A 21,900-nucleotide genomic window follows, 5' to 3' on the forward strand; every position below is an offset into this window, starting at 1 on the left:
CACCCCGGCGGGTCTCTAGAATGGGACGACCGCACATCGTCCAGCCGGGAGCCGCCGTGACCATTCAGCCCGTTCGCCTGTTCGGCGATCCCATCCTGCGCTCGCGTGCCGACGAGGTCACCGAGTTCGGCGCCGAGCTCGCGCAGCTCGTCACCGATCTCACCGAGACCATGCACGACGACGGCGGCGTCGGGATGGCGGCGCCGCAGATCGGCGTGGGGCTGCGGGTGTTCGTCTACGACACCGGCGACGCCGCCGGGCACGTGGTGAACCCGGAGTGGACCCCGATCGGCGAGGACGAGCAGGTCGGGCCGGAGGGCTGCCTGTCGATTCCCGGCGTGCGCTACGACGTGCGCCGGGCACTGCGGGTGCGCGTCACCGGCGTCGACAAGACCGGTGCGCCGGTCGAATTCGACGCCGACGGGCTGCTCGCGCGGTGCGTGCAGCACGAGCACGACCACCTCGACGGTGTGCTGTTCGTGAACCGGCTCGAGCCGGCCGACCGCAAGGAAGCGATGCGGTCCATCCGCGAATCCGACTGGTTCCGTGCCGGTGTCACCGTGCGCGAGTCCAGCGGTGTCGGCGGTGGCCGCTGATGCGTCTCGTCTTCGCGGGCACCCCTGAACCGGCTGTTCCCTCGCTGCGGCGGCTGCTCGACAGCGAGCGCCACGAGGTGGTCGCGGTGGTCACCCGGCCCGACGCGGTCGCCGGTCGCGGGCGCAAGATCATGCGCTCGCCGGTCGGTCGGCTGGCCGACGAACACGGCATCCCGGTGTTCACCCCGGGCAAGCCGTCGGAACCGGAGTTCGTCGAGGCGCTCACCGCGCTCGCCCCGGACTGCTGTCCGGTGGTGGCCTACGGTGCCCTGCTGCCCCAGCAGATCCTCGACATTCCCGCGCACGGCTGGATCAATCTGCACTTCTCGCTGCTGCCCGCGTGGCGCGGCGCGGCGCCCGTGCAGGCCGCTATCCTCGCCGGGGACGAGATCACCGGAGCCAGCACCTTCCAGATCGAGGCAGGCCTCGACACCGGGCCCGTCTACGGCGTGATGACCGAGAAGATCGGCCACACCGACACCTCGGGTGAACTGCTCGCGCGCCTCGCCGAGGCAGGCGCGGTGCTGCTAGAGAAGACCATGGACGGTGTCGAAGACGGGACGCTGCAAGCGATTCCGCAATCCAACGACGGCGTGTCCTACGCCCCGAAGGTGACCGTCGAAGCGAGCCGCATCCGGTTCGACGAGCCCGCCCTGGCGATCCACCGCCACATCCGCGCCGTCACCCCGGCGCCCGGCGCGTGGACCGAGGTGAACGGGCTGCGCCTCAAACTCGGCCCGGTGGAGCTGGTGGAGGAAACCTTGCCCGAAAGCGAGATCGAGGTGCGCAAATCCGGCGTCTTCGTCGGCACGTCGACCACCGCGGTCCGCCTCGGCCAGGTCCAACCACCCGGCAAGAAGATGATGAACGCCCTCGACTGGGCGCGCGGCGCCCGTCTCGCACCGGGCACGGTGATCGGATGAGCGAGCGCAGCGAGCGAACGATGAGCACAGCTGCCCAGGCAATCATGCCGGAGCCGAGCGTCAGCGAGGTGCAGGCATGAGTGCCTCCGACCGCAGGCGTCGGCGCGAAGCCGACCAGCGCAGCGCTGCCGCACCCCGCGACGATCGCAAGATCACCGGCAAGAACGTCGACGGCGGCTGGGCCGCCCGCGCCGCCAAGGGCCGTGACAACAAGGCCCCCCGTGCCGAGGACGACCGTCGTCCGCGTCGTGGCGACAGCGACGCCCGAGGGTGGGACTACAACCGCCGCGGCCCCGAGCGCGGCGACGACACCCGCCGCCCGGCTACCGGGCGCGGCCGGGACTCCGGCGCTGCCCGCGACGACCGTGGCTATGACGCGTCCCGCGCCCCGCGGGGCGACCGTGGGCCGCATGATGCGGGTTCACATGCTGCAGATCATCGCCCGCATGGCCGCGACAAGGACTTCGGTCGCTCCGACGCCGCCGACCGATCCGGGCGGCGGGGAGACGGCGGTGCGGAACGGCGTGGTTCGGTCGCCGGAGCCGAGCGTTTCGGCGATGCGAGCCGTTCCGGTAGTGGGCGCGAAGGGGGTTCGCGTGGAGCTCGGGGTGGGCAGGCAGCCGAGCGGGGCGGCGACAGCGGCCGTTTCAGCGATTCGCGCGCACCACAGGGTGGGAAGCGAAGCGACCGGACCGGTGGCGCACGGCAGGCTCAGGGTGGGGGCAAGCCGGCCGGGCAGCGGAGTGAACGGCAGCGGGCCGATCGGCCGGATCCGAGTGTGCCGAGTCCGCGCAAGCGGCGCGGTGAGCCGGTGGACGTGGCGCGGGAGGTGGCCCTCGACGTGTTGCGGGCGGTGCGCGAACGCGACGCCTACGCCAACCTCGTACTGCCGAAGTTGTTGCGGGAGCGCAAGATCAGCGGACGTGATGCCGCGTTCGCGACCGAACTCACCTATGGTGCGTGCCGGTCGCAGGGGCAGCTCGATGCCGTGATCGCGGCGTGCGCGGGTCGTCCGGTCGGTGAGATCGACGGGCCGATCCTCGACATCCTCCGCCTCGGCGTCTACCAGCTGCTGCGCACGCGGACCAGCGCGCATGCCGCCGTCGACACCTCCGTCGACCTGGCCCGTGCCGAATTCGGCCAGGGCCGTGCCGGTTTCGTGAACGCGGTACTGCGCCGGACGGGGGAGAAGACCGCCGAGCAGTGGGTCGCGGAGCTGGCTCCGGTCGATCCGGTCGGCAAGCTCGCCTTCGAATACGCGCACCCCACCTGGATCGCCCAGTCCTTCGCCGACGCGCTCGGTGCGCAGGCGGGTGAACTGTCCGACCTGCTGGCCGCCGACGACGAACGTCCGGTGGTACACCTGGTCGCGCGTCCCGGTGAGATCACGTCCGAGGAATTGGCGCTGGTCACCGGCGGCGAGGAAGGTCGCTGGTCGCCGTACGCGGTGTACCTCGACGGCGGTGATCCCGGTCAGCTCGAACCGGTGCGCGAGGGAATCGCCGCGGTGCAGGACGAAGGTTCTCAGCTCGTCGCGCTGGCCCTGAGCCGGGCACCGCTCGCGGGCCCCGACCAGGGTCGCTGGCTCGACCTGTGCGCTGGTCCCGGCGGTAAGGCGGCGCTGCTCGGCGCGCTCGCCGCGATCGACCTGTTCACCGTCGATGCGGTGGAGCCGTCGGAGCACCGCGCCGAACTGGTCCGCAAGTCCACCCGCGACCTGCCCGTCACAGTGCACGTGAAGGACGGCCGCGACACCGGTCTGGAACCCGGCTACGACCGCATCCTGGTCGACGCGCCCTGCACGGGCCTCGGCGCACTGCGTCGCCGCCCCGAGGCACGCTGGCGCCGCACCCCCGCCGACGTACCGGAACTGGTGACCCTGCAGCGCGAACTCCTCACCGCCGCATGGGATCTCCTGCGCCCCGGCGGTGTGGTCGTGTACTCCACCTGCTCCCCGCATCTGTCCGAAACCGTCGCGGTGGTCGCCGATTTCGTCCGTCGCACCGGTGCCGAACAACTCGACACCCGCGAACTCCTTCCCGGCGTCACCGACCTCGGCGAAGGCCCCTCGGCCCAACTCTGGCCCCACCGCCACGGCACCGACGCGATGTTCCTGTCGGCCTTGCGCAAGAAGTAGACACCCGAACCCCACCGCATGCTGTGTCGGTGCGATCCGTCCTTGCTCGCACCTCCACAGCATCGGGCAGGTCTGCGCACGAAGTAGCAGCGGGCACCGGCCACGTGATGCGGCGGTGCGATCCGGCTCGCACGGCCACAGCGTCGATCGGATGCCTCGGTGGTTCCACAAATCGGCCGCGGCGGTGACATTCGTCCAAGGCGTGGTGTGTCTCGCCGAGGGAGAATTCGCGTATGGCGATGACGTGGGAACAGGTGGTGGAGATCGCGACCGCGCTGCCGGGCGTGGCGGAGGGGACGTGGTGGCGCAGTCCGGGGCTGTCGGTCGGCGGGAAGAGTTTCGCGCGGCTGCGGTCGGAGGCCGAGGGCGGGCTGGTGCTCTTGTGTGAGCCGTCGGAGAAGGAGGCGCTACTCGCCTCGGGAGACCCGGCGTTCTATACGACGCCGCACTACGACGGGCACCCGTATGTGCTCATCGATCTGGAAGTGGTCGACCGGCAACAGCTCGCCGAGCTGATCGACAGCGCGTGGTGGTTGCGCGCACCTGCGAAACTGCGGCGCGAACGCGCGTAGGGGGACACCGTTGTCCCCGTGGCGGATTCAGTCCCGTTCGGACAGGTCACGCAGGCGCGCAAGGGTTTTCGCGAGGATGCGCGAGACGTGCATCTGCGAGATGCCGAGCTGATTCGCGATCTGGGTCTGGGTCATCGACTCGAAGAAGCGCATCGTGAGGATCCGCCGCTCCCGCTCGGGCAGACCCGCCAGCAGCGGGCGAACCGCGATGTATTCCTCGACCCGGTCGAACTGCGACTCCTCTTCGCCGAGGGTGTCGAGCAGCGAGGCGTCGCTGTCGCGACCGACCGAGGCGGCATCGATCGAGGTGGGCTGGTAGGCGTTGCCCGCGATGACCGCCTGGGTCACCTCGTCGGGGTCGACATCGAGTTCGGCCGCGATCTCCTTGGCCGTCGGCGAGCGACCCAACCGCTGGGAGAGCTGGTCCACGGCCGCACCGATACGCAGGTGGGTTTCCTTCACCCGCCGCGGCACCCGCATGGCCCAGGTGTTGTCGCGGAAGTACCGCCGCACCTCACCCATGATCGTCGGCACCGCGAACGACAGGAAGTTCGAGCCACGGCTCAGATCGAACCGGTCCACCGCGTGCACCAGGCCGACCCGCGCCACCTGCGACAGATCGTCGAACGGCTCACCGCGACCGCTGAACTTGCGGGCGATGTGGTCGGCCAGCGGGATGCAGCGGTTGATCAGCGCGTCCCGGGCCACGGCGTGCGCGGCACTGCCGGGTTCGGTCGCCGCGAGCCGTTCGAACAGCGCGCTCACATCGTCGTACCCGGAGGGCGCGGCGGGCGCGGGCTCGGTCAACTGCTCCTCGACGACCTGCTCCTCGATGACCGGCTCGTCGAGCACGGCTTCGGCGGGCTGTTCGAGAATTTCCGGATCGGGCTTGTGCTCTTCGTTGGTGTCGCCGTGCACTACGCCTTCCCCCGGACCCGACGGATACGGACACTCGTCGGATACCCGGACAGGGCGGCGTCGAATCCTTGCTGGTCGGCGTTCACCTCGTCGCTCAGCGTGCGCAGGACATGCCAGCCGAAGCTGCGCTGGTCGGGCAGGCCCTCCGTGGCCGCGACACCCTCCACCCGCACGACGAGTTCGGTGTCACCGACGACGAACTCGCAGGTGAGCTGCGAGCCGGGCGCGGCGATCGCGATGAGCGTGGAGCACACCTCGTCGACCGCGAGGCGCACGTCGGCCACCTCGTCGAGGGTGAAATCGCTGAGCAGGACCAGTGTTTCGGCCAATCCACGCAGGATCGGCAGCTGGGTCACCGACGCTGCCACGCGAATCTGCACCGGATCGCTGAACAGCTCTTGTTCCGCCGAAATGTTGGTCACGCTCTGTAGGCTACCCACAACCGGGCGCCGATCACCACGCGGTCGCTACACTTGCGCGCTGTGTCCACACCGACGTTCCACCGCCCGGCCGAGCCGATGATCGCCCCGTCCATCCTGTCCGCGGACTTCGCGAACCTGGCCGCCGAGGCCGCCGCTGTCGAAGGTTCCGACTGGCTGCATGTGGACGTGATGGACGCTCACTTCGTGCCGAACCTCACACTCGGCCTGCCGGTGGTGCAGAGCCTGCTCAAAGCCACCGACATCCCGTTCGACTGTCACCTGATGATCGAGGATCCGGGCCGCTGGGCGCCGGGCTACGCCGAGGCGGGCGCCTACAACGTCACCTTCCACGCCGAAGCCACCGACGATCCGATCGCCGTCGCGCGCGATATCCGCGCGGCGGGTGCCAAGGCCGGGCTGTCGGTGAAGCCGAACACGCCGATCGAGCCGTACCTGGAAATTCTGCGCGAATTCGACACCCTGCTCGTGATGAGCGTGGAACCCGGTTTCGGCGGTCAGTCGTTCATTCCGGAGGTCCTGGAGAAGGCGCGCATCGTGCGCAATCTCGTGGACGCCGGGGAATTGCAGCTGATCGTGGAAATCGACGGTGGCATCAATACCGACACCATCGAGCAGGCCGCCGCGGCGGGCATCGATTGTTTCGTGGCCGGGTCGGCGGTCTACAACACCGCCGACCCGGGTGCGGCCGTCCAGAATCTGCGCAGTCTGGCAACCGCCGCCTGGTTGCCGTGACCCGGTTCGGTCAGTGCGGGTGCAGGGCGTGGCTGCCCAGCGCCCGCGCTGTCTCGATCACGGCCTCGAGCGGTGGCCGGTTGTCGGCCGCCTCCGGCGCCCGCACCCAGGTGCGGTAGCCGGTGCGTTCGTCGTCGGGGGAGGGCAGCACGATGTGGCTGCCCGCGCACGCGACGCTCGCGTAGAGGCGGAACAGTTCGGCTTCGGCTGTCGGCGTGAGGGTGTCGAGGTGGCAGGGGCCGGTGAGGAAGGTCCAGCAATGGGCGCGCGGATGGTCGACGACCGGTCCGGCGATACCGTCGGCACGCAACTGCGCCTGTACCCGCTCGCCCAGGTCACCCGGCATGGTCACCGCACCGTAGTGGGTGCCGATCTGCAGGAGGATGCGCCGGGAGTCGGGGTCGACCGTCGCGGGCAGGTGTAGCTCCCGCCGGTAATGGACGCAGCGACTTTCCAGCGTGGAATCGAGCAGTGGGTAGCTCACAGTGTTGTCTCCCGGTATCGCATCGTTGAACGTCGGGAATCGTTGACGTAACAATATTGCGTCAGTGGCGAGGGCGTGGCAAGTCCGTGGATCTCCGTGTTTCTTCTTTCGGGGATCGGGGTACAAAGCGGCGTGGTCGTGGCCGGAAAATTTATTGCACCGGCACACGGAGAAATCGAACGAAGGATTGCCGCCGCATTTTACTTCGGCGGGAATTCTTTATGTCCGGATTCTTTTCCCACGATTTTCCGGCGCCGTGCGGGTTTTGCGGCCTCCCGCTCAGCGCGCGGTCGGATTCCGCCCTCACCTGTGCCGCCACTAGGCTGTGCGTCGAGCGGGAATAGCGGTCGTCTACCCGCTGTTGGGCCCAACGGGTACGGATGACGCGACAAGGGAGTCAGACATGTTCACAGGGATCGTCGAGGAACTCGGCGAGGTCGTGGCCACCGAGCAGCTGGCCGACGCCGCCCGGTTGACGATCCGCGGCAAGCTGGTGACTTCCGATGCCGGACACGGCGATTCGATCGCGGTGAACGGCGTGTGTCTCACCGTCGTCGACGTGATCGACGGCGACAGCTTCACCGTCGACGTGATGGCCGAGACCCTCGACCGGTCGAGCATCGGTGCCCTCGTGCCCGGCTCCCGGGTGAACCTCGAACGCGCCGCCGCGATCAACAGCCGCCTCGGTGGACATCTCGTCCAGGGCCACGTCGACGGAACCGGCACCGTGCTGGCCCGCACCCCGTCCGAGAACTGGGAGGTGGTCCGGATCTCCCTGCCCGACGCCATCGCCCGCTATGTCGTCCAGAAGGGCTCGATCACCGTCGACGGCGTCTCGCTCACCGTGTCGAAACTCGGCATCGACGACGAACCCGCCGCCGACGGCAACCGCGACTGGTTCGAGGTCTCGCTGATCCCCACCACCCTCGCACTGACCGTGCTCGGCACCGCACCGGTCGGCACCACCGTGAACCTCGAGGTCGACGTCGTCGCGAAGTACGTGGAGCGCCTGGCACAGCGAGGCTGACACACCCGCGTCGGGCGCCTCGGAGAGACCCCCACGCACGCCGTACTGTAGTAGTGACCCTGCGGCGCCAGCCGCCAATATTACGGAGCAAGCAGACGTGACCAGGTTGGACAGCATCGAGCGCGCGATCGCCGATATCGCGGCCGGCAAGGCTGTTGTCGTCATCGACGACGAGGACCGTGAGAACGAGGGCGATCTCATCTTCGCGGCCGAGAAGGCCACCCCGGAGCTGGTCGCGTTCATGATCCGCTACACCTCCGGCTACATCTGTGTGCCGTTGACCGCCGACGACTGCGACCGCCTCGGTCTGCCGCCCGCGTACGCGATGAATCAGGACAAGCACGGCACCGCCTACACCGTGTCGGTCGACGCGCGCGAGGGCATCACCACCGGTATCTCCGGCGCCGACCGGGCCGTCACCATGCGGCTGCTGGCCAGCGCCGAGGCCAAGGCCGACGACTTCACCCGTCCGGGTCATGTGGTGCCGTTGCGCGCCAAGGACGGCGGTGTGCTGCGCAGGCCCGGCCACACCGAGGCCGCGGTGGATCTGGCTCGGATGGCCGGGTTGCGGCCGGCGGGCGTGATCTGCGAGATCGTCAGCCAGAAGGACGACGGGCACATGGCCCGCACCGACGAGCTGCGGGTGTTCGCCGACGAGCACGACCTGGCGATGATCTCGATCGCCGACATGATCGCCTGGCGGCGCAAGCACGAGAAGCACGTCGTTCGGGTCGCCGAGGCGCGCATCCCGACCGCGCACGGCAATTTCAAGGCAGTCGGCTACCAGAGCATCTTCGACGAGGCCGAGCACGTGGCGCTGGTGCGCGGCGACATCGGTGACGGCGAGGATGTGCTGGTCCGGGTGCACTCGGAGTGCCTGACCGGTGACGTGTTCGGTTCGCTGCGCTGCGATTGCGGCCCGCAGCTCGACGCGGCACTGGAAATGGTCGACACAGAGGGTCGCGGCGTGGTGCTGTACATGCGTGGGCACGAGGGCCGTGGCATCGGCCTGATGCACAAGCTGCAGGCCTACCAGTTGCAGGACACCGGGCGCGACACCGTCGACGCCAACCTCGATCTCGGCCTGCCCGCCGACGCCCGCGACTACGGCACGGGCGCACAGATCCTGGTGGATCTGGGCATCCGGTCGATGCGGCTGCTGACGAACAACCCGGCCAAGCGGGTGGGTCTCGACGGGTACGGGCTGCGGATCACCGAGCGGGTGCCGATGCCGTTGCGCGCCAACGCCGAGAACCTGCACTATCTGCGGACCAAGCGCGATCGCATGGGCCACGATTTGGTCGGTCTCGACGACCTGGATCTCGGCGAAACCGCGCAGTAACTCTCCCGAAAGGCAGCATCAGACGATGAGCGGCACCGGCGTACCGGAATTCGCGCTGGCCAAGGCCACCGACCTCAAGCTCGCCATTGTGGCGTCGCGCTGGCACACCGAGATCTGCGACACCCTGGTCGCGAACGCGCAGCGCGTCGCGAAGGAGGCCGGGGTCGAGCACGTCACCGTCGTGCGCTGCGCCGGGGCGATGGAATTGCCCGTCGTCGCACAGGAATTGGCGCGCAGTCACGACGCTGTCGTCGCGCTCGGTGTCGTGATCCGTGGTGGCACACCGCATTTCGAGTACGTGTGCGATGCGGTGACCGCCGGGCTCACCCGGGTGTCGCTGGACGAGTCGACCCCGGTCACCAACGGCGTACTCACCACCAACACCGAGGAGCAGGCGCGCGACCGTGCCGGCCTGCCCGGTTCGGCCGAGGACAAGGGTGAGCAGGCCTGCGCCGCCGCGCTGGACGCCGCGCTCACCCTGCGCGCGCTGCGATCGGCGTGACCGTGCCGGTGGAACAGCACGCGGAGTGGGAGCTCGAGGTGCGCCCTCGGCGCGCGACCCGGACCGCCGTCGTGGCCGCGGTACTCGTGCTCGCGTTCTTCACCGCGGGCGGGGTGCTGCTGCGCACCGGGTCGACCGGGGTGAACTTCCGGGTCGCCGACCAGGTCGCGATGATCCTGATCGGCGTCCTCGGCGCGGGAGCGGTACTGCTGCTCACCCGGCCACGGGTGCGTGCCGGTGCGCGCGGGGTGGCCGTGCGCAATATCCTCGGCTACCGCGAATACCCGTGGGACGTCATCCGCGGCGCCGCCTTTCCCGACCGCAAGGCGTGGGCGCGGCTCGAACTCGTCGACGACGACTACGTGCCGATGCTGGCCATCCGGTCCAACGACAAGACCTACGCCGCCGACGCCATCGAGCGCCTGCGCGAACTCGGCGCCCGCTACACCGCCTGAGTTCGCACCACCGGAGCTCGCGGGGGCTGAGCTGGACACCTGATCGCCACGCTGTGGCGGCGTTCGGCTCTCGCCCGATGCCGCCACCACAGCGGGGTCGCGGCGGTCAGCGGGTGTCGCCGAGTACCGCACCTTCGCGGCGGGGGTCGGCCCCACCGATCCAGCCGTCCTTGCCGTCGCGCTGCAACGCGCTGAGGCCGCTGGACTGCGGAGCCACCGTCACCTGGTGACCCATCTCGCGCAGCTTGCGCACGAGGGGGTCGTTGTCACCGTTGGCGGTGGCGTCGATCGCCGGATGCTCGCCGCCGATACCCGTGCTCGGCGAATTGCCCGCCCCGAAGGACACCCCGGACACCGCCTGCTGCGGATCCAGGCCCCAATCGAGCGCTCCGACAAGGGTTTTCACCACGAACTGGATGATGACCGAGCCGCCGGGGGAGCCGGTGACCAGGGCGAGCTCGCCACGGTCGCCCTGGTCGTCGCGATCGAACACCAGGGTCGGGCTCATCGAGCTGCGCGGCCGCTTACCCGGCTGCAGGCGGTTGGCGACGGGGATGCCGTCGGGGTCGAGCGGGTCGGCGGCGAAGTCGGTGAGCTGGTTGTTCAGCAGGAACCCGTCGACGAAATGGAACGAACCGAAGGCCGATTCGACCGTGGTCGTCATCGCGGCCGCGTTGCCGTACTTGTCGACCACCGAGATGTGGCTGGTGCCGTGCTCGGGCGGCTGCGGGCCGTTGCCCAGCGGCACCGGGCCGAGATTGCCCGGCTGGGCCGTACCCATGCTGCGGTCCGGATTGATGAGCGTGGAGCGTTCCTTCAGGTACTGCGGGTGGACCAGCGACAGCGCCGAATTACCCGGCAGCGGAATGAAATCCGGGTCGGCGACGTACTTGTTGCGGTCGGCGTAGGCGAGGCGTTCGGCCTCCGAGATCAGGTGCACGGCGCGGGCATCGGGCTTGCCGCCGTTGCGGTTCACGTCCTGCGGGCCGAGCGCGGCCAGATCGAAATTGGCGAGGATGCCCATCGTTGCCGCCACGGTGCTGCCGCCCGAGGACGGCGCGGGCATGCCGCACAGTTCGTACTTGCGGTACCCGGTGCACAGCGCGGTGCGCTTCTTCGGTTCGTAGTTCGCCAGGTCGGTGGTGGTGAGCAGACTCGGTGTGCGCCCACCCGCCGTGCTGCCCGCCGCCTCGACGATGTCCTGGGCGATGGGGCCGCTGTAGAGTGCCTCGGCGCCGTCGGTGGCCAGGGCCGACAGGGTTTTCGAATAGGCGGGGTTGGTGAGCACGGTGCCGGTGCGTTTCGGCGAGCCGTCCGGTTCCAGGAAGTAGGCGCGCGCGCCCTCGTCGGTCGCTAGATCCTTGGCCGATTCGGCGATCTGGCCCGCCAGCCGCGGGCTGATCTCGAAACCGCTGTCGGCCAGGTCGATCGCGGGATCGAACAGTTCCTTCCAGGCGGTCATGCCGTGCTCGCGGTGCGCGAGCTCCAGCATCCGCACCACACCGGGAACCCCGATCGAACGGCCACTGGCGCGGGTGTTCGGCGCCGGTTCGGTGCGGTCGGTGTCGCTCACCCAGCGCAGGTAGTTCTCGGTGGCGGCGGCGGGTGCGGTCTCGCGGCCGTCGTAGGCCTCGACCGTGCGGGATTTCGCGTCGTAGTGCACGAGGAACGCACCGCCGCCGATGCCGGAGGCCTGCGGTTCCACCAGACCGAGCACCGCCTGGGCGGTGACCAGGGCATCGGTGGCGGTGCCGCCCGCACGCAGCACCCGGCAGGCGGCCTCGGTGGCGATGGGGTTCGCCGTCGACACCGCGTAGGTGCTGGTGCGGACCGGTGACATGTCGCTGCGGTAACCCGAGGCGATCTCGGGGTTGGTGCTCAGATTCTGGGTGGTCGGGCCGGTGGGGGTCGCGGGCGCCGCCGTGATCGGGGTGCCGTTGGGCGGGCTCGTGCACTCCGCCGCCTCGGTGTCGTCTGTCGAACAACCGGCCAGCAGCCCCACCGTGAGCACTGCGGCCGTCGTGGCCCCGATCCACGTCCGTCGCCTTGGCGTCATCGTGGCAGCGTAACCCCGAACCGTCGTCGCGCACAGGGATTTCCGGCCGGGCGCGGCAGCGTTACCCTGACTGACATGGTGATCGATGCGGTGCTGTTCGATTTCTCCGGCACGGTGTTCCGGTTGGAGGACGACCCGAGCTGGGCCGACGTCCTCGTCGGCGACGACGGCACCCCGTTCGACGTGGCGGCCAAGGCCGAGGTCCTGCGGCGCATGACGGCACCGGTCGAACAGTTCATGACCTTCGACCCGCCCGGCCAGCACGCCTGGGACAACCGCGACCTCGATCCCGCCCTGCACCGCCAGGCCTATCTCGAGGTGCTGCGCGGTTCGGGCGTTCCCGAAGCGCAGGCCGCCGACCTGTACGGGCGGCTCATCGACCCGCTGGCCTGGACGCCGTACCCCGACACCGGAACCGTGCTGAAAGCCCTTGCCGCCCAAGCCATCCCCGTGGGTGTGGTGAGCAATATCGCCTTCGACATCCGGCCCGCGTTCGCCACCCGGGGGTGGGACACACTGGTCGGCGCGATGACCCTGTCCTACGAGGTCGGCGCCATCAAACCCGATGCACGGATCTTCCAGGACGCGATCGACCGCCTCGGTGTCGACCCGAACCGTGTCCTGATGGTCGGCGACAGCGCCGAGGCCGACGGCGGGGCCACCGCCCTCGGCGCCCGGTTCGCCCTCGTCGACCCGCTCCCGATCGCAGATCGTCCACGCGCGCTCATCGACGCCCTGGCACTCCACGGGATCGCCACCCAGTAGAGGGTCGGTACGGTCGGGCTGCCGATCAGCGGCCTGCCCTCAGCGTTGGCGGGTGAACCAGGCCTTGGCCGACGGGCGCATCAGCAGGGCGGCGACGGCGCCCGAGGCGACGATGCCCACCGCGCCCGGCGGAAGGCCGGTGAGGATGCCGGTGCAGGAGGTGAGTGCGCCGACGGCCGCCAGGGTCACCGCGGCGACGCGCACCCGGTCACCCGCCCGGCCGAAGAGCACGACCAACGGAACCAGGGCGAAGGTCGGGAGGTAGCCGACCACCACGCCGAGTGGGCTCTGCTTGCCCAGTGCGGCGCCGATCACGATCAGCACCACGCCGACCGCCGCGGAGACCAGGGCGATCAAGCGCGCGCCGCGCACCGTGGCGGGCATCAGCCACGACGGGGTCGCCTCGTCGTCCAGGTCGTCGTAGGGGTGCAGGGCGGGGGCGTCGGTCATCGGGGTCCTTTCCGGCGGCAAGCCGAACATCAACGCTACACACCGACCTCCGGCGCCGGACCCGACGGTTGGCCCGTGCCGTCCCACCCAGCACGGGCGGCGGGATTGTCGGTACGCCTCGCTACCCTGGATACGTGGCAGATCCCGCGACATACCGGCCGGCGCCGGGCACGATTCCCGTCGAACCCGGTGTGTACAAATTCCGGGACGCCTACGGGCGGGTGATCTATGTCGGTAAGGCCAAGAGCCTGCGCAGCCGGTTGAACTCCTACTTCGCCGATGTGGCGTCACTGCATCCGCGCACCAGGCAGATGGTGACAACGGCCGCGAGCGTGGAGTGGACCGTGGTGTCCACCGAGGTCGAGGCGCTACAGCTCGAATACAACTGGATCAAGGAATTCGATCCGCGCTTCAATGTGCGCTACCGCGACGACAAGTCCTACCCGGTGCTCGCGGTGACCCTCAACGAGGAATATCCGCGGCTTTTCGTCTACCGGGGTGCCCGCAAGAAGGGCGTGCGCTACTTCGGCCCCTACGCCCACGCCTGGGCCATCCGCGAAACCCTCGACCTGCTGCTGCGGGTGTTCCCCGCGCGCACCTGTTCCAACGGAGTCTTCAAGCGGCACAACCAGATCGGGCGCCCCTGCCTGCTCGGCTACATCGACAAGTGCTCGGCGCCGTGCGTCGGCCGGGTCAGCGCCGACGAGCACCGCCACATCGTCGACGACTTCTGCGACTTCCTGTCCGGCAAGACCGACAAGATGGTCCGCGCCATCGAACGCCGCATGCACGAGGCCGCCGACGACCTCGACTTCGAGACCGCCGCCCGCCTGCGCGACGACGTGCAGGCCCTGCGCCGGGCACTCGAGAAGCAGGCGGTGGTACTCGGCACCGGCACCGACGCCGATGTGATCGCCTTCGCCACCGACGAACTCGAGGCCGCCGTGCAGATCTTCCACGTGCGCGACGGGCGCGTGCGCGGCCAGCGCGGCTGGGTGGTCGACAAATCCGGCGACGCGCTCGACATCGCCGAATCCGGCACCGAACTGGCCGCCCTCGTCGAACAGTTCCTCACCCAGTTCTACGGCGAGCAGGCCGCCATGGCCGACCAGAGTGTGGAACCCGAGGCGGCGAACGTGGTCCCGCGCGAGGTGCTCGTGCCCGTACTGCCCGCCGACGCCCCCGAGATCCAGGCGTGGTTGAGCAAACTGCGTGGTTCGGCGGTGTCGCTGCGCATCCCGCAGCGCGGTGACAAGAAGGCCCTCGCCGAAACCGTGCAGCGCAACGCGGGTGAGGCGCTGGCCCAGCACAAGCTCAAGCGAGCGGGCGACCTCACGTCGAGATCGCAAGCGCTGCAAGATATTCAGGACGCACTCGAACTCGACAGTGCCCCGCTGCGCATCGAATGCGTCGATATCAGCCATGTGCAGGGCACCGACGTGGTCGCCTCGCTTGTGGTGTTCGAAGACGGCCTGGCCCGTAAATCCGAGTACCGCCACTTCGCGATCAAGGAGGCCGCGGGCGGCGGCCGCTCCGACGACGTCGCCAGCATCGCCGAGGTCACCCGTCGCCGCTTCGCCCGGCTGGCGCGCGAACGCCAGCAGCCCGTCGACCTGCCTGCGGAACTCGCCGCCGACGACACCGACGAGCCCGGCTCACGCCCCGGCATCGACCCGACGACCGGCAAACCGCGCCGCTTCGCCTACCCACCCAACCTCTACGTGGTCGACGGCGGCGCACCACAGGTCGCCGCCGCCGCGGAGGTGCTCGACGAACTCGGCATCACCGATGTGGCGGTGATCGGCCTGGCCAAACGCCTGGAAGAGGTGTGGGTTCCCGGCGAACCGGATCCGGTCATCATGCCGAGGACGAGCGAGGCGCTCTTCCTGCTGCAGCGTGTGCGCGACGAGGCGCACCGCTTCGCCATCAACTTCCACCGCAGCAAGCGCTCCCGCCGGATGACGGCATCGGCGCTCGACTCGGTGCGCGGGCTCGGCGAGACGCGACGCGCCGCGTTGGTCACCCATTTCGGTTCGGTCGCGCGGATCAAGGACGCGACGGTCGACGAGATCACCGCGGTGCCCGGTATCGGCGTTTCCACGGCCAAAGCGGTACTCGAGGCACTCAACAGCACGTAGCGATCAGCGAGACGCAACATTGCGAGTGCCGTACGTTGTGTCTGCGCCCGATACCCGAACCGGTGCGGGATGATCGAAAGGCACCCAGAAACGGATCCGGTAGGACATGACAAGCGTCGAATCGAACAACAAGGCGGGGGCGGCACCGGACAACGCCGGGACAGTCACCGACACACAGCAGCCAGTAGAAGTGGTCATCGTTACCGGCCTGTCCGGCGCGGGCCGCGGCACTGCCGCGCGCGTTCTAGAGGATCTGGGCTGGTACGTTACCGACAATCTGCCTCCGGAACTGATCGGCCGCATGGTCGAACTCGGTGCCGCCGCCGATCCGCCGATCCGGCGGCTCGCGCTGGTCATGGACGTGCGGAGCCGGTTCTTCACCGGTGACCTCTCCGGCGTGACCGAGCAGTTGCGCGCGGCGGGCATCCGTACGCGGGTGCTGTTCCTCGAGGCCTCCGACGACGTGCTGATCCGGCGTTTCGGCTTCGCCAGGCGCAGGCATCCGCTGCAGAGCGACAGTCCCGACGGCACCCTGTCGGCGGGCATCACCGCCGAACGGGTGCGGCTGTCGGCGGTGAAGGCCGCCGCCGATGTCGTCATCGACACCACCGAGCTGTCGATCCACCAGCTGCACCGCAAGCTGGAAGAGGTGTACGGCGCGGGCGTGCCCGCCGCGCTGCAGCTCACCGTGCAGTCCTTCGGTTTCAAGTACGGTGTTCCACTCGACGCCGACACGGTGTTGGATGTGCGTTTCCTGCCGAATCCGCATTGGATTCCCGAATTGCGGGAACACACGGGCCAGGAGTCGGTGGTCAGCGACTATGTGTTGTCGCAGCCGGGCGCGCAGGACTACCTGCGCACCTGCCACCACCTGGTCGACCTGACCACGACCGGATACCGGCAAGAGGGGAAGCGATACATGACGGTGGCAGTGGGGTGCACCGGCGGGAAACACCGCAGCGTCGCGATCGCCGAGGCGCTCGGGGAACGCATCGGTGCCGACACCGGCCCCGCGGCGGTCGACGTCGTGCGCGTGGTGCATCGGGACCTGGGGCGCGAATGAGTGGATGGGAAGCCGACCCAGCCGTCGTCGCGCTGGGCGGTGGTCACGGCCTGTACGCGACACTCACCGCGGTGCGCAGGCTGACCAGACGGATCACCGCCGTGGTCACGGTCGCCGACGACGGCGGGTCGTCCGGACGCCTGCGTGCCGAACTCGGCATGCTCCCGCCCGGTGACCTGCGGATGGCGCTCGCCGCGCTGGCCGAGGACGCCGACGGCATCTGGACGACCACCGTGCAGCACCGCTTCGGCGGATCCGGCGCGCTCGCCGGGCACTCGCTCGGCAACCTGCTGCTCGCCGGGCTCACCGACATCCTCGGCGACCCGGTCGCGGCGCTCGACGAGGTGGGCAGGCTGCTGCGCATCACGGGCCGGGTGCTGCCGATGTCGCCGATCCCGCTCGACATCGAGGCGGAAGTATCGGGGCTGGAAGCGGATCCGCGAGTCGGCCGATGTGTACGCGGTCAGGTCGCGGTGGCGACCACACCGGGTAAGGTCCGCCGGGTGCGGCTGATTCCCTCGGATCCACCCGCCGGCCCGGCGGCCGTCTCCGCGATCGAACACGCGGATGTCGTTGTGCTCGGGCCGGGTTCGTGGTTCACCAGTGTGATCCCGCACGTGCTCGTCCCCGGTCTGCGCGACGCGCTGGTCCGCACCAGGGCGCGTAAGGTACTCGTGCTGAATCTGGCCGCGGAGCCGGGGGAGACGGCCGGCTTTTCCGCCGAGCGTCATCTCCATGTATTGTCCCAGCACGCACCGGGTTTCGCGGTCGACGATGTGCTCGTCGACTCGGCGTCGGTGCCCGAGGGGCGGCAGCGGGAACATGTGTCAAGAGCCGCCGAACAGTTGCGCGCACGGGTAACGTTCTGCGATGTGGCCGAGCCGGGAACGGATCGGCATCATCCCGGAAAACTAGCCGCCGCACTGGATCAGCTGATTCGGTCGCCGCGGTCGCAACTGGCTGGGCTTCGAGTCGAGAGACAGCACAGTGCCACGGATGTGCACAGTGTTGCAGATGAGCGTTCGGGGTCGGTGGGAAAGGAGCGCGTCTCGTGGCGATGACAGCCGAGGTGAAGGACGAGCTGAGCAGGCTCGTGGTGTCGCAGGTCAGCTCACGCAAGGCGGAATTGTCGGCATTGCTGCGGTTCGCGGGCGGTCTGCACATCGTCGGGGGCCGGGTGATCGTGGAAGCCGAGGTGGACATGGGGTCCATCGCCCGCAGGCTGCGCCGGGAGATCTTCGAGTTGTACGGCTACGGCTCCGATGTGCACGTGCTCGGCGCGGGTGGCTTACGCAAGACCTCCCGCTACGTGGTCCGGGTGTCCAAGGAGGGCGAGGCGCTGGCCCGCCAGACCGGGCTGCTCGACGTGCGCGGCAGGCCGGTGCGCGGATTGCCCGCCCAGGTGGTCGGCGGCAGCATCGGTGACGCCGAAGCCGCGTGGCGCGGTGCTTTTCTCGCCCACGGCTCGCTCACCGAGCCGGGGCGCTCCTCCGCGCTCGAGGTGAGCTGCCCCGGCCCGGAGGCGGCGCTGGCGCTGGTCGGCGCGGCCCGTCGGCTCGGGATCACCGCCAAGGCCCGTGAGGTGCGCGGCACCGACCGGGTGGTGGTGCGTGACGGCGAGGCGATCGGCGCGCTGCTCACCCGCATGGGCGCCCAGGACACCAGGCTCACCTGGGAGGAGCGCCGCATGCGCCGCGAGGTGCGCGCGACGGCCAACCGGCTGGCCAACTTCGACGACGCCAATCTGCGCCGTTCGGCCCGCGCGGCCGTCGCGGCGGCGGCCCGGGTGGAGCGCGCGCTCGAGATCCTCGCCGACGACGTGCCCGACCACTTGGCCGCCGCGGGCAAGCTGCGCGTGCAGCACCGGCAGGCCTCGCTCGAGGAACTGGGTCAGCTCGCCGAGCCGCCGATGACGAAAGACGCTGTCGCGGGCCGCATCCGACGCCTGCTGTCGATGGCCGACCGGCGTGCCAAGGACCTCGGCATCCCCGACACAGAGTCGGCGGTGACGGCCGAACTTCTCGACGACGCCTGAGGATTCGCGCTACCGGCTGTGACGTATCCGACGTTCAGGGCATAGCGGTCATGTGCGATCGCTATGCCCTTTACTCTGTGCATTCCAGGTGCTCAGGGGCGCGCGACTCACAAACCGCAGGTGGCTGTCGGTGGGGTTGGGTCGGCTACTACTGTGGTCATCGTCGGAATGAATCCGCTTGAAAGCTGAGGAGCGATAACGTGACTGTCCGGGTAGGTATCAACGGCTTCGGTCGTATCGGACGTAACTTCTTCCGTGCGGTGGAGGCGCTGAAGGCTGTCGGCAAGACCGATATCGAGATCGTCGCGGTCAACGACCTCACCGACATCAACACTCTTGCGACGCTCCTGAAGTACGACTCGATCCTGGGTCGCCTGCCGCAGGACGTGTCCGTCGACGGTGACACCATCGTCGTCGGCGAGCAGCGCATCAAGGCGCTGGCCATCAAGGAGGGCCCCTCGGCCCTGCCGTGGGCCGACCTGGGCGTCGATGTGGTCGTCGAGTCGACCGGCATCTTCACCGCCGCCGAGAAGGCCAAGGGCCACCTGTCCGCGGGCGCCAAGAAGGTCATCATCTCCGCGCCTGCCACCGGCGACGACATCACCATCGTGATGGGCGTCAACGACGACAAGTACGACGGCAGCCAGAACATCATCTCCAACGCCTCGTGCACCACGAACTGCCTCGGCCCCATCGCGAAGGTGCTGCAGGACTCGTTCGGTATCGAGCAGGGCCTGATGACCACCATCCACGCGTACACCCAGGACCAGAACCTGCAGGACGCGCCGCACAAGGACCTGCGTCGCGCCCGCGCGGCGGCCCTGAACATCGTGCCGACCGGCACCGGTGCGGCCAAGGCCATCGGCCTGGTGCTGCCCGAGCTGCAGGGCAAGCTCGACGGTTACGCGCTGCGCGTGCCGGTCCCGACGGGCTCGGTCACCGACCTGACCGCGACCCTTACCAAGGCCGCCACCATCGACGAGATCAACGCCGCGATGAAGGCCGCCGCCGAGGGCCCGATGAAGGGCATCCTCAAGTACAACGAGGACCCGATCGTGTCGAGCGACATCGTCACCGACCCGCACTCCTCGATCTACGACGCCCCGCTGACCAAGGTCATCGGCAACGAGGTCAAGGTCGTGTCCTGGTACGACAACGAGTGGGGCTACTCCAACCGCCTCGCGAACCTGGTCGATCTCGTCGGCAAGTCGCTCTGAACGCGATGACGGTCAAGACACTCCAGGATCTCCTGGCCGAGGGTGTCGAGGGTCGGGGCGTGCTCGTGCGCTCCGACCTGAACGTCCCCCTCGACGACAACGGCCGGATCACCGACCCGGGCCGCATCATCGCCTCGGTGCCGACGATCCAGGCGCTGGTCGAAGCGGGCGCCAAGGTCGTCGTGATGGCGCACCTGGGCCGCCCGAAGGGTGAGCCGGACCCGAAGTTCTCGCTGGCCCCGGTGGCCGCGAAGCTGGCCGAGCTGCTGGGCCGCAATGTCCAGCTGGCCGGTGACGTGGTCGGCTACGACGCGCTCTCGCGCTCGGAGGGCCTCACCGACGGTGACGTGCTGCTGCTCGAGAACGTGCGTTTCGACGCGCGCGAGACCAGCAAGGACGACGCCGAGCGGGCGAAGCTGGCCGCCGCCTATGTGGAACTGGTCGGTGACGACGGCGCGTTCGTTTCCGACGGTTTCGGTGTGGTGCACCGCAAGCAGGCCTCGGTCTACGACGTGGCCCAGGTGCTGCCGCACTACGCGGGCACGCTGGTCGCGGCCGAGGTCGAGGTGCTGCAGAAGCTCACCCAGGACCCGGCCCGCCCGTACGCGGTGGTGCTCGGCGGTTCCAAGGTCTCCGACAAGCTCGCGGTGATCGAGGCGCTGGCCCCCAAGGTCGACACCCTGGTGATCGGCGGCGGCATGTGCTTCACCTTCCTTGCCGCACAGGGCATTTCGGTGGGCAGCTCGCTGCTGCAGGAAGAGATGATCGACACCTGCAAGAGCCTGCTCGAGCGCTTCGGCGACGTGCTGCACCTGCCGGTCGACATCGTCGCGGCCGACAAGTTCGCCGCCGACGCCGACAGCAAGACCGTCGCGTCCACCGAGATCCCCGACGGCTGGATGGGCCTGGACATCGGCCCGGAGTCGGTGTCGCGGTTCGCCGCGCTGCTCACCGAGGCCGAGACCGTGTTCTGGAACGGCCCGATGGGCGTGTTCGAGTTCGAGAAGTTCGCGGCGGGCACCCGTGGTGTCGCCGAGGCCATCGTGACCGCCACCGGCAAGGGTGCGTTCACGGTCGTCGGCGGCGGTGACTCGGCCGCGGCCGTGCGCACCCTCGGCCTGCCCGACGACGGCTTCTCGCACATCTCCACCGGTGGTGGCGCGTCCCTGGAATACCTGGAAGGCAAAGAGCTGCCCGGTATTTCGGTGCTGGAGGGCTGAGCGATGGCAGCACGTAAGCCGCTCATCGCGGGCAACTGGAAGATGAACCTCAACCACCTCGAGGCCATCGCGCTGGTGCAGAAGGTGGCGTTCGCGCTGCCGGAGAAGTACTTCGCGAAGGTCGACGTGGCGGTCATCCCGCCGTTCACCGACATCCGCAGCGTGCAGTCGATCGTCGACGGCGACAAGCTGCTGCTCACCTATGGTGCGCAGGACGTGTCGGTGCACGATTCGGGTGCCTACACCGGTGAGATCAGCGGGTCCATGCTGGCCAAGCTGGGCTGCACCTTCGTGGTGGTCGGGCATTCGGAGCGGCGCCAGTACCACACCGAGGACGACGCCACGGTGCTGGCCAAGGCCAAGCAGGCGCTGAAGAACGACCTCACCCCGATCGTTTGCATCGGCGAGGGGCTCGGTGTTCGTGAGGCGGGCACGCACGTCGAGTTCAACCTCGAGCAGCTGCGTGGTTCGCTGAAAGGCCTGACGGCCGAGGAGATCTCGAAGGTCGTCATCGCCTACGAACCGGTGTGGGCCATCGGCACCGGCAAGGTGGCCTCGGCGGCCGACGCGCAGGAAGTGTGCGGTGCGATCCGCGGCGAGCTGGAGAAGCTGGCCTCCCCGGAGGTCGCCGCAGGTGTCCGTGTGCTCTACGGCGGGTCGGTGAACGCCAAGAACATCGGCGAACTGATCGGTCAGCCGGATATCGACGGCGCGCTCGTCGGCGGTGCCTCGCTCAAGGGTGACGAGTTCGCCACCCTGTCGGCGATCGCCGCCGGTGGTCCGCTGCCCTGACCTGTTCTGCTGTGCCGAAGGGCCGGAATCCGT

22 protein-coding genes are annotated in these 21,900 nt (G+C 69.0%); 17 read left to right on the forward strand and 5 right to left on the reverse strand.

What is annotated here, in order from left to right:
- Nucleotides 1-56 precede the first annotated feature (56 nt).
- The 4 genes from def (at nucleotide 57) to ACWEVR_RS04850 (ending at nucleotide 4,228) form a co-directional block, all read left to right on the forward strand.
- Complete coding sequence (gene def, locus ACWEVR_RS04835; protein WP_452465861.1) at nucleotides 57-596, forward strand: peptide deformylase; 540 nt, start codon at nucleotides 57-59, stop codon at nucleotides 594-596.
- Nucleotides 596-1,519 (forward strand): methionyl-tRNA formyltransferase, encoded by a 924-nt coding sequence (fmt, locus tag ACWEVR_RS04840; RefSeq protein ID WP_452465862.1) that lies wholly within the window; start codon nucleotides 596-598, stop codon nucleotides 1,517-1,519. The genes def and fmt overlap by 1 nt, the downstream gene beginning before the upstream one ends.
- A 778-nt stretch (nucleotides 1,520-2,297) precedes the next feature.
- Nucleotides 2,298-3,656, forward strand: a complete 1,359-nt coding sequence (locus tag ACWEVR_RS04845) for an RsmB/NOP family class I SAM-dependent RNA methyltransferase (RefSeq protein ID WP_452466150.1) — start codon at nucleotides 2,298-2,300, stop codon at nucleotides 3,654-3,656.
- A 233-nt stretch (nucleotides 3,657-3,889) separates the two neighbouring features.
- Complete coding sequence (locus ACWEVR_RS04850; protein WP_067636589.1) at nucleotides 3,890-4,228, forward strand: MmcQ/YjbR family DNA-binding protein; 339 nt, start codon at nucleotides 3,890-3,892, stop codon at nucleotides 4,226-4,228.
- A gap of 27 nt (nucleotides 4,229-4,255) precedes the next feature.
- Here the strand turns inward: ACWEVR_RS04850 and ACWEVR_RS04855 are convergent, their stop codons facing one another.
- Together ACWEVR_RS04855 and ACWEVR_RS04860 are read right to left on the reverse strand one after the other, a co-directional pair.
- The gene (locus ACWEVR_RS04855) at nucleotides 4,256-5,062 is read right to left on the reverse strand and encodes an RNA polymerase sigma factor SigF (RefSeq protein WP_371851998.1); all 807 of its coding nucleotides are present in this window, start codon (nucleotides 5,060-5,062) and stop codon (nucleotides 4,256-4,258) included.
- Nucleotides 5,063-5,145: 83 nt separating this feature from the next.
- Entirely contained in the window at nucleotides 5,146-5,568 is a 423-nt protein-coding gene (locus tag ACWEVR_RS04860; protein ID WP_452465863.1) for an anti-sigma factor, read from the reverse strand.
- A gap of 96 nt (nucleotides 5,569-5,664) precedes the next feature.
- Here ACWEVR_RS04860 and rpe point away from each other — a divergent pair, with 96 nt between their 5' ends.
- Complete coding sequence (gene rpe, locus ACWEVR_RS04865; RefSeq protein WP_225280833.1) at nucleotides 5,665-6,321, forward strand: ribulose-phosphate 3-epimerase; 657 nt, start codon at nucleotides 5,665-5,667, stop codon at nucleotides 6,319-6,321.
- A 10-nt stretch (nucleotides 6,322-6,331) separates the two neighbouring features.
- Here rpe and ACWEVR_RS04870 read toward each other — a convergent pair whose 3' ends face one another.
- Nucleotides 6,332-6,805 (reverse strand): hypothetical protein, encoded by a 474-nt coding sequence (locus ACWEVR_RS04870; protein WP_225280667.1) that lies wholly within the window; start codon nucleotides 6,803-6,805, stop codon nucleotides 6,332-6,334.
- A gap of 403 nt (nucleotides 6,806-7,208) precedes the next feature.
- Here ACWEVR_RS04870 and ACWEVR_RS04875 point away from each other — a divergent pair, with 403 nt between their 5' ends.
- The 4 genes from ACWEVR_RS04875 to ACWEVR_RS04890 all read left to right on the forward strand — a co-directional run bounded on the left by ACWEVR_RS04875 (nucleotide 7,209) and on the right by ACWEVR_RS04890 (nucleotide 10,131).
- Nucleotides 7,209-7,832: a riboflavin synthase gene (locus ACWEVR_RS04875; protein WP_452465864.1), complete on the forward strand. Its 624-nt coding sequence runs from the start codon at nucleotides 7,209-7,211 to the stop codon at nucleotides 7,830-7,832.
- Between the two features lie 97 nt (nucleotides 7,833-7,929).
- A complete protein-coding gene (locus ACWEVR_RS04880) occupies nucleotides 7,930-9,174 on the forward strand; it encodes a bifunctional 3,4-dihydroxy-2-butanone-4-phosphate synthase/GTP cyclohydrolase II (protein WP_452465865.1) in 1,245 nt (414 codons plus the stop codon).
- 25 nt (nucleotides 9,175-9,199) lie between these two features.
- Nucleotides 9,200-9,676, forward strand: a complete 477-nt coding sequence (gene ribH, locus ACWEVR_RS04885; protein ID WP_067493643.1) for a 6,7-dimethyl-8-ribityllumazine synthase — start codon at nucleotides 9,200-9,202, stop codon at nucleotides 9,674-9,676.
- Entirely contained in the window at nucleotides 9,673-10,131 is a 459-nt protein-coding gene (locus tag ACWEVR_RS04890; protein WP_452465866.1) for a PH domain-containing protein, read from the forward strand. Before ribH ends, ACWEVR_RS04890 begins: the two co-directional genes overlap by 4 nt.
- Nucleotides 10,132-10,237: 106 nt before the next feature.
- Here the strand turns inward: ACWEVR_RS04890 and ACWEVR_RS04895 are convergent, their stop codons facing one another.
- On the reverse strand, nucleotides 10,238-12,187 hold the full coding sequence (locus ACWEVR_RS04895; RefSeq protein WP_452465867.1) for a gamma-glutamyltransferase family protein: 1,950 nt from the start codon (nucleotides 12,185-12,187) through the stop codon (nucleotides 10,238-10,240).
- A 75-nt stretch (nucleotides 12,188-12,262) separates the two neighbouring features.
- On the opposite strand from ACWEVR_RS04895, the gene ACWEVR_RS04900 reads away from it, so the two are divergent.
- On the forward strand, nucleotides 12,263-12,952 hold the full coding sequence (locus ACWEVR_RS04900; RefSeq protein ID WP_452465868.1) for an HAD family hydrolase: 690 nt from the start codon (nucleotides 12,263-12,265) through the stop codon (nucleotides 12,950-12,952).
- A gap of 39 nt (nucleotides 12,953-12,991) precedes the next feature.
- Here ACWEVR_RS04900 and ACWEVR_RS04905 read toward each other — a convergent pair whose 3' ends face one another.
- Nucleotides 12,992-13,402, reverse strand: a complete 411-nt coding sequence (locus ACWEVR_RS04905) for a hypothetical protein (protein WP_452465869.1) — start codon at nucleotides 13,400-13,402, stop codon at nucleotides 12,992-12,994.
- Nucleotides 13,403-13,536: 134 nt separating this feature from the next.
- Here ACWEVR_RS04905 and uvrC point away from each other — a divergent pair, with 134 nt between their 5' ends.
- From uvrC to tpiA, 7 genes are all read left to right on the forward strand, one after another.
- The gene (gene uvrC, locus ACWEVR_RS04910; protein WP_067636040.1) at nucleotides 13,537-15,540 is read left to right on the forward strand and encodes an excinuclease ABC subunit UvrC; all 2,004 of its coding nucleotides are present in this window, start codon (nucleotides 13,537-13,539) and stop codon (nucleotides 15,538-15,540) included.
- Between the two features lie 106 nt (nucleotides 15,541-15,646).
- A complete protein-coding gene (rapZ, locus tag ACWEVR_RS04915) occupies nucleotides 15,647-16,603 on the forward strand; it encodes an RNase adapter RapZ (protein ID WP_084456406.1) in 957 nt (318 codons plus the stop codon).
- Nucleotides 16,600-17,664 (forward strand): gluconeogenesis factor YvcK family protein, encoded by a 1,065-nt coding sequence (locus tag ACWEVR_RS04920; protein ID WP_067493653.1) that lies wholly within the window; start codon nucleotides 16,600-16,602, stop codon nucleotides 17,662-17,664. The genes rapZ and ACWEVR_RS04920 overlap by 4 nt, the downstream gene beginning before the upstream one ends.
- Nucleotides 17,655-18,638, forward strand: a complete 984-nt coding sequence (gene whiA, locus ACWEVR_RS04925) for a DNA-binding protein WhiA (RefSeq protein WP_067493655.1) — start codon at nucleotides 17,655-17,657, stop codon at nucleotides 18,636-18,638. Before ACWEVR_RS04920 ends, whiA begins: the two co-directional genes overlap by 10 nt.
- Nucleotides 18,639-18,838: 200 nt before the next feature.
- A complete protein-coding gene (gap, locus tag ACWEVR_RS04930; protein ID WP_452465870.1) occupies nucleotides 18,839-19,855 on the forward strand; it encodes a type I glyceraldehyde-3-phosphate dehydrogenase in 1,017 nt (338 codons plus the stop codon).
- A 5-nt stretch (nucleotides 19,856-19,860) separates the two neighbouring features.
- Complete coding sequence (locus tag ACWEVR_RS04935) at nucleotides 19,861-21,075, forward strand: phosphoglycerate kinase (RefSeq protein WP_357146067.1); 1,215 nt, start codon at nucleotides 19,861-19,863, stop codon at nucleotides 21,073-21,075.
- A 3-nt stretch (nucleotides 21,076-21,078) separates the two neighbouring features.
- A complete protein-coding gene (tpiA, locus tag ACWEVR_RS04940) occupies nucleotides 21,079-21,867 on the forward strand; it encodes a triose-phosphate isomerase (protein ID WP_067493662.1) in 789 nt (262 codons plus the stop codon).
- Nucleotides 21,868-21,900: the final 33 nt, after the last annotated feature.

This window comes from Nocardia sp. NPDC003979 (genome assembly GCF_053605015.1).

Excerpts from the sequence above, each read along its gene's own strand:
- fmt (WP_452465862.1), top strand. The coding sequence starts at position 596 with ATGCGTCTCGTCTTCGCGGGCACCCCTGAACCGGCTGTTCCCTCGCTG.
- ACWEVR_RS04850 (WP_067636589.1), top strand. The coding sequence starts at position 3,890 with ATGGCGATGACGTGGGAACAGGTGGTGGAGATCGCGACCGCGCTGCCG.
- rpe (WP_225280833.1), top strand. The coding sequence starts at position 5,665 with ATGATCGCCCCGTCCATCCTGTCCGCGGACTTCGCGAACCTGGCCGCC.
- ACWEVR_RS04875 (WP_452465864.1), top strand. The coding sequence starts at position 7,209 with ATGTTCACAGGGATCGTCGAGGAACTCGGCGAGGTCGTGGCCACCGAG.
- ribH (WP_067493643.1), top strand. The coding sequence starts at position 9,200 with ATGAGCGGCACCGGCGTACCGGAATTCGCGCTGGCCAAGGCCACCGAC.
- ACWEVR_RS04895 (WP_452465867.1), bottom strand. The coding sequence starts at position 12,187 with ATGACGCCAAGGCGACGGACGTGGATCGGGGCCACGACGGCCGCAGTG.
- ACWEVR_RS04900 (WP_452465868.1), top strand. The coding sequence starts at position 12,263 with ATGGTGATCGATGCGGTGCTGTTCGATTTCTCCGGCACGGTGTTCCGG.
- ACWEVR_RS04905 (WP_452465869.1), bottom strand. The coding sequence starts at position 13,402 with ATGACCGACGCCCCCGCCCTGCACCCCTACGACGACCTGGACGACGAG.
- rapZ (WP_084456406.1), top strand. The coding sequence starts at position 15,647 with ATGACAAGCGTCGAATCGAACAACAAGGCGGGGGCGGCACCGGACAAC.
- ACWEVR_RS04920 (WP_067493653.1), top strand. The coding sequence starts at position 16,600 with ATGAGTGGATGGGAAGCCGACCCAGCCGTCGTCGCGCTGGGCGGTGGT.
- ACWEVR_RS04935 (WP_357146067.1), top strand. The coding sequence starts at position 19,861 with ATGACGGTCAAGACACTCCAGGATCTCCTGGCCGAGGGTGTCGAGGGT.
- tpiA (WP_067493662.1), top strand. The coding sequence starts at position 21,079 with ATGGCAGCACGTAAGCCGCTCATCGCGGGCAACTGGAAGATGAACCTC.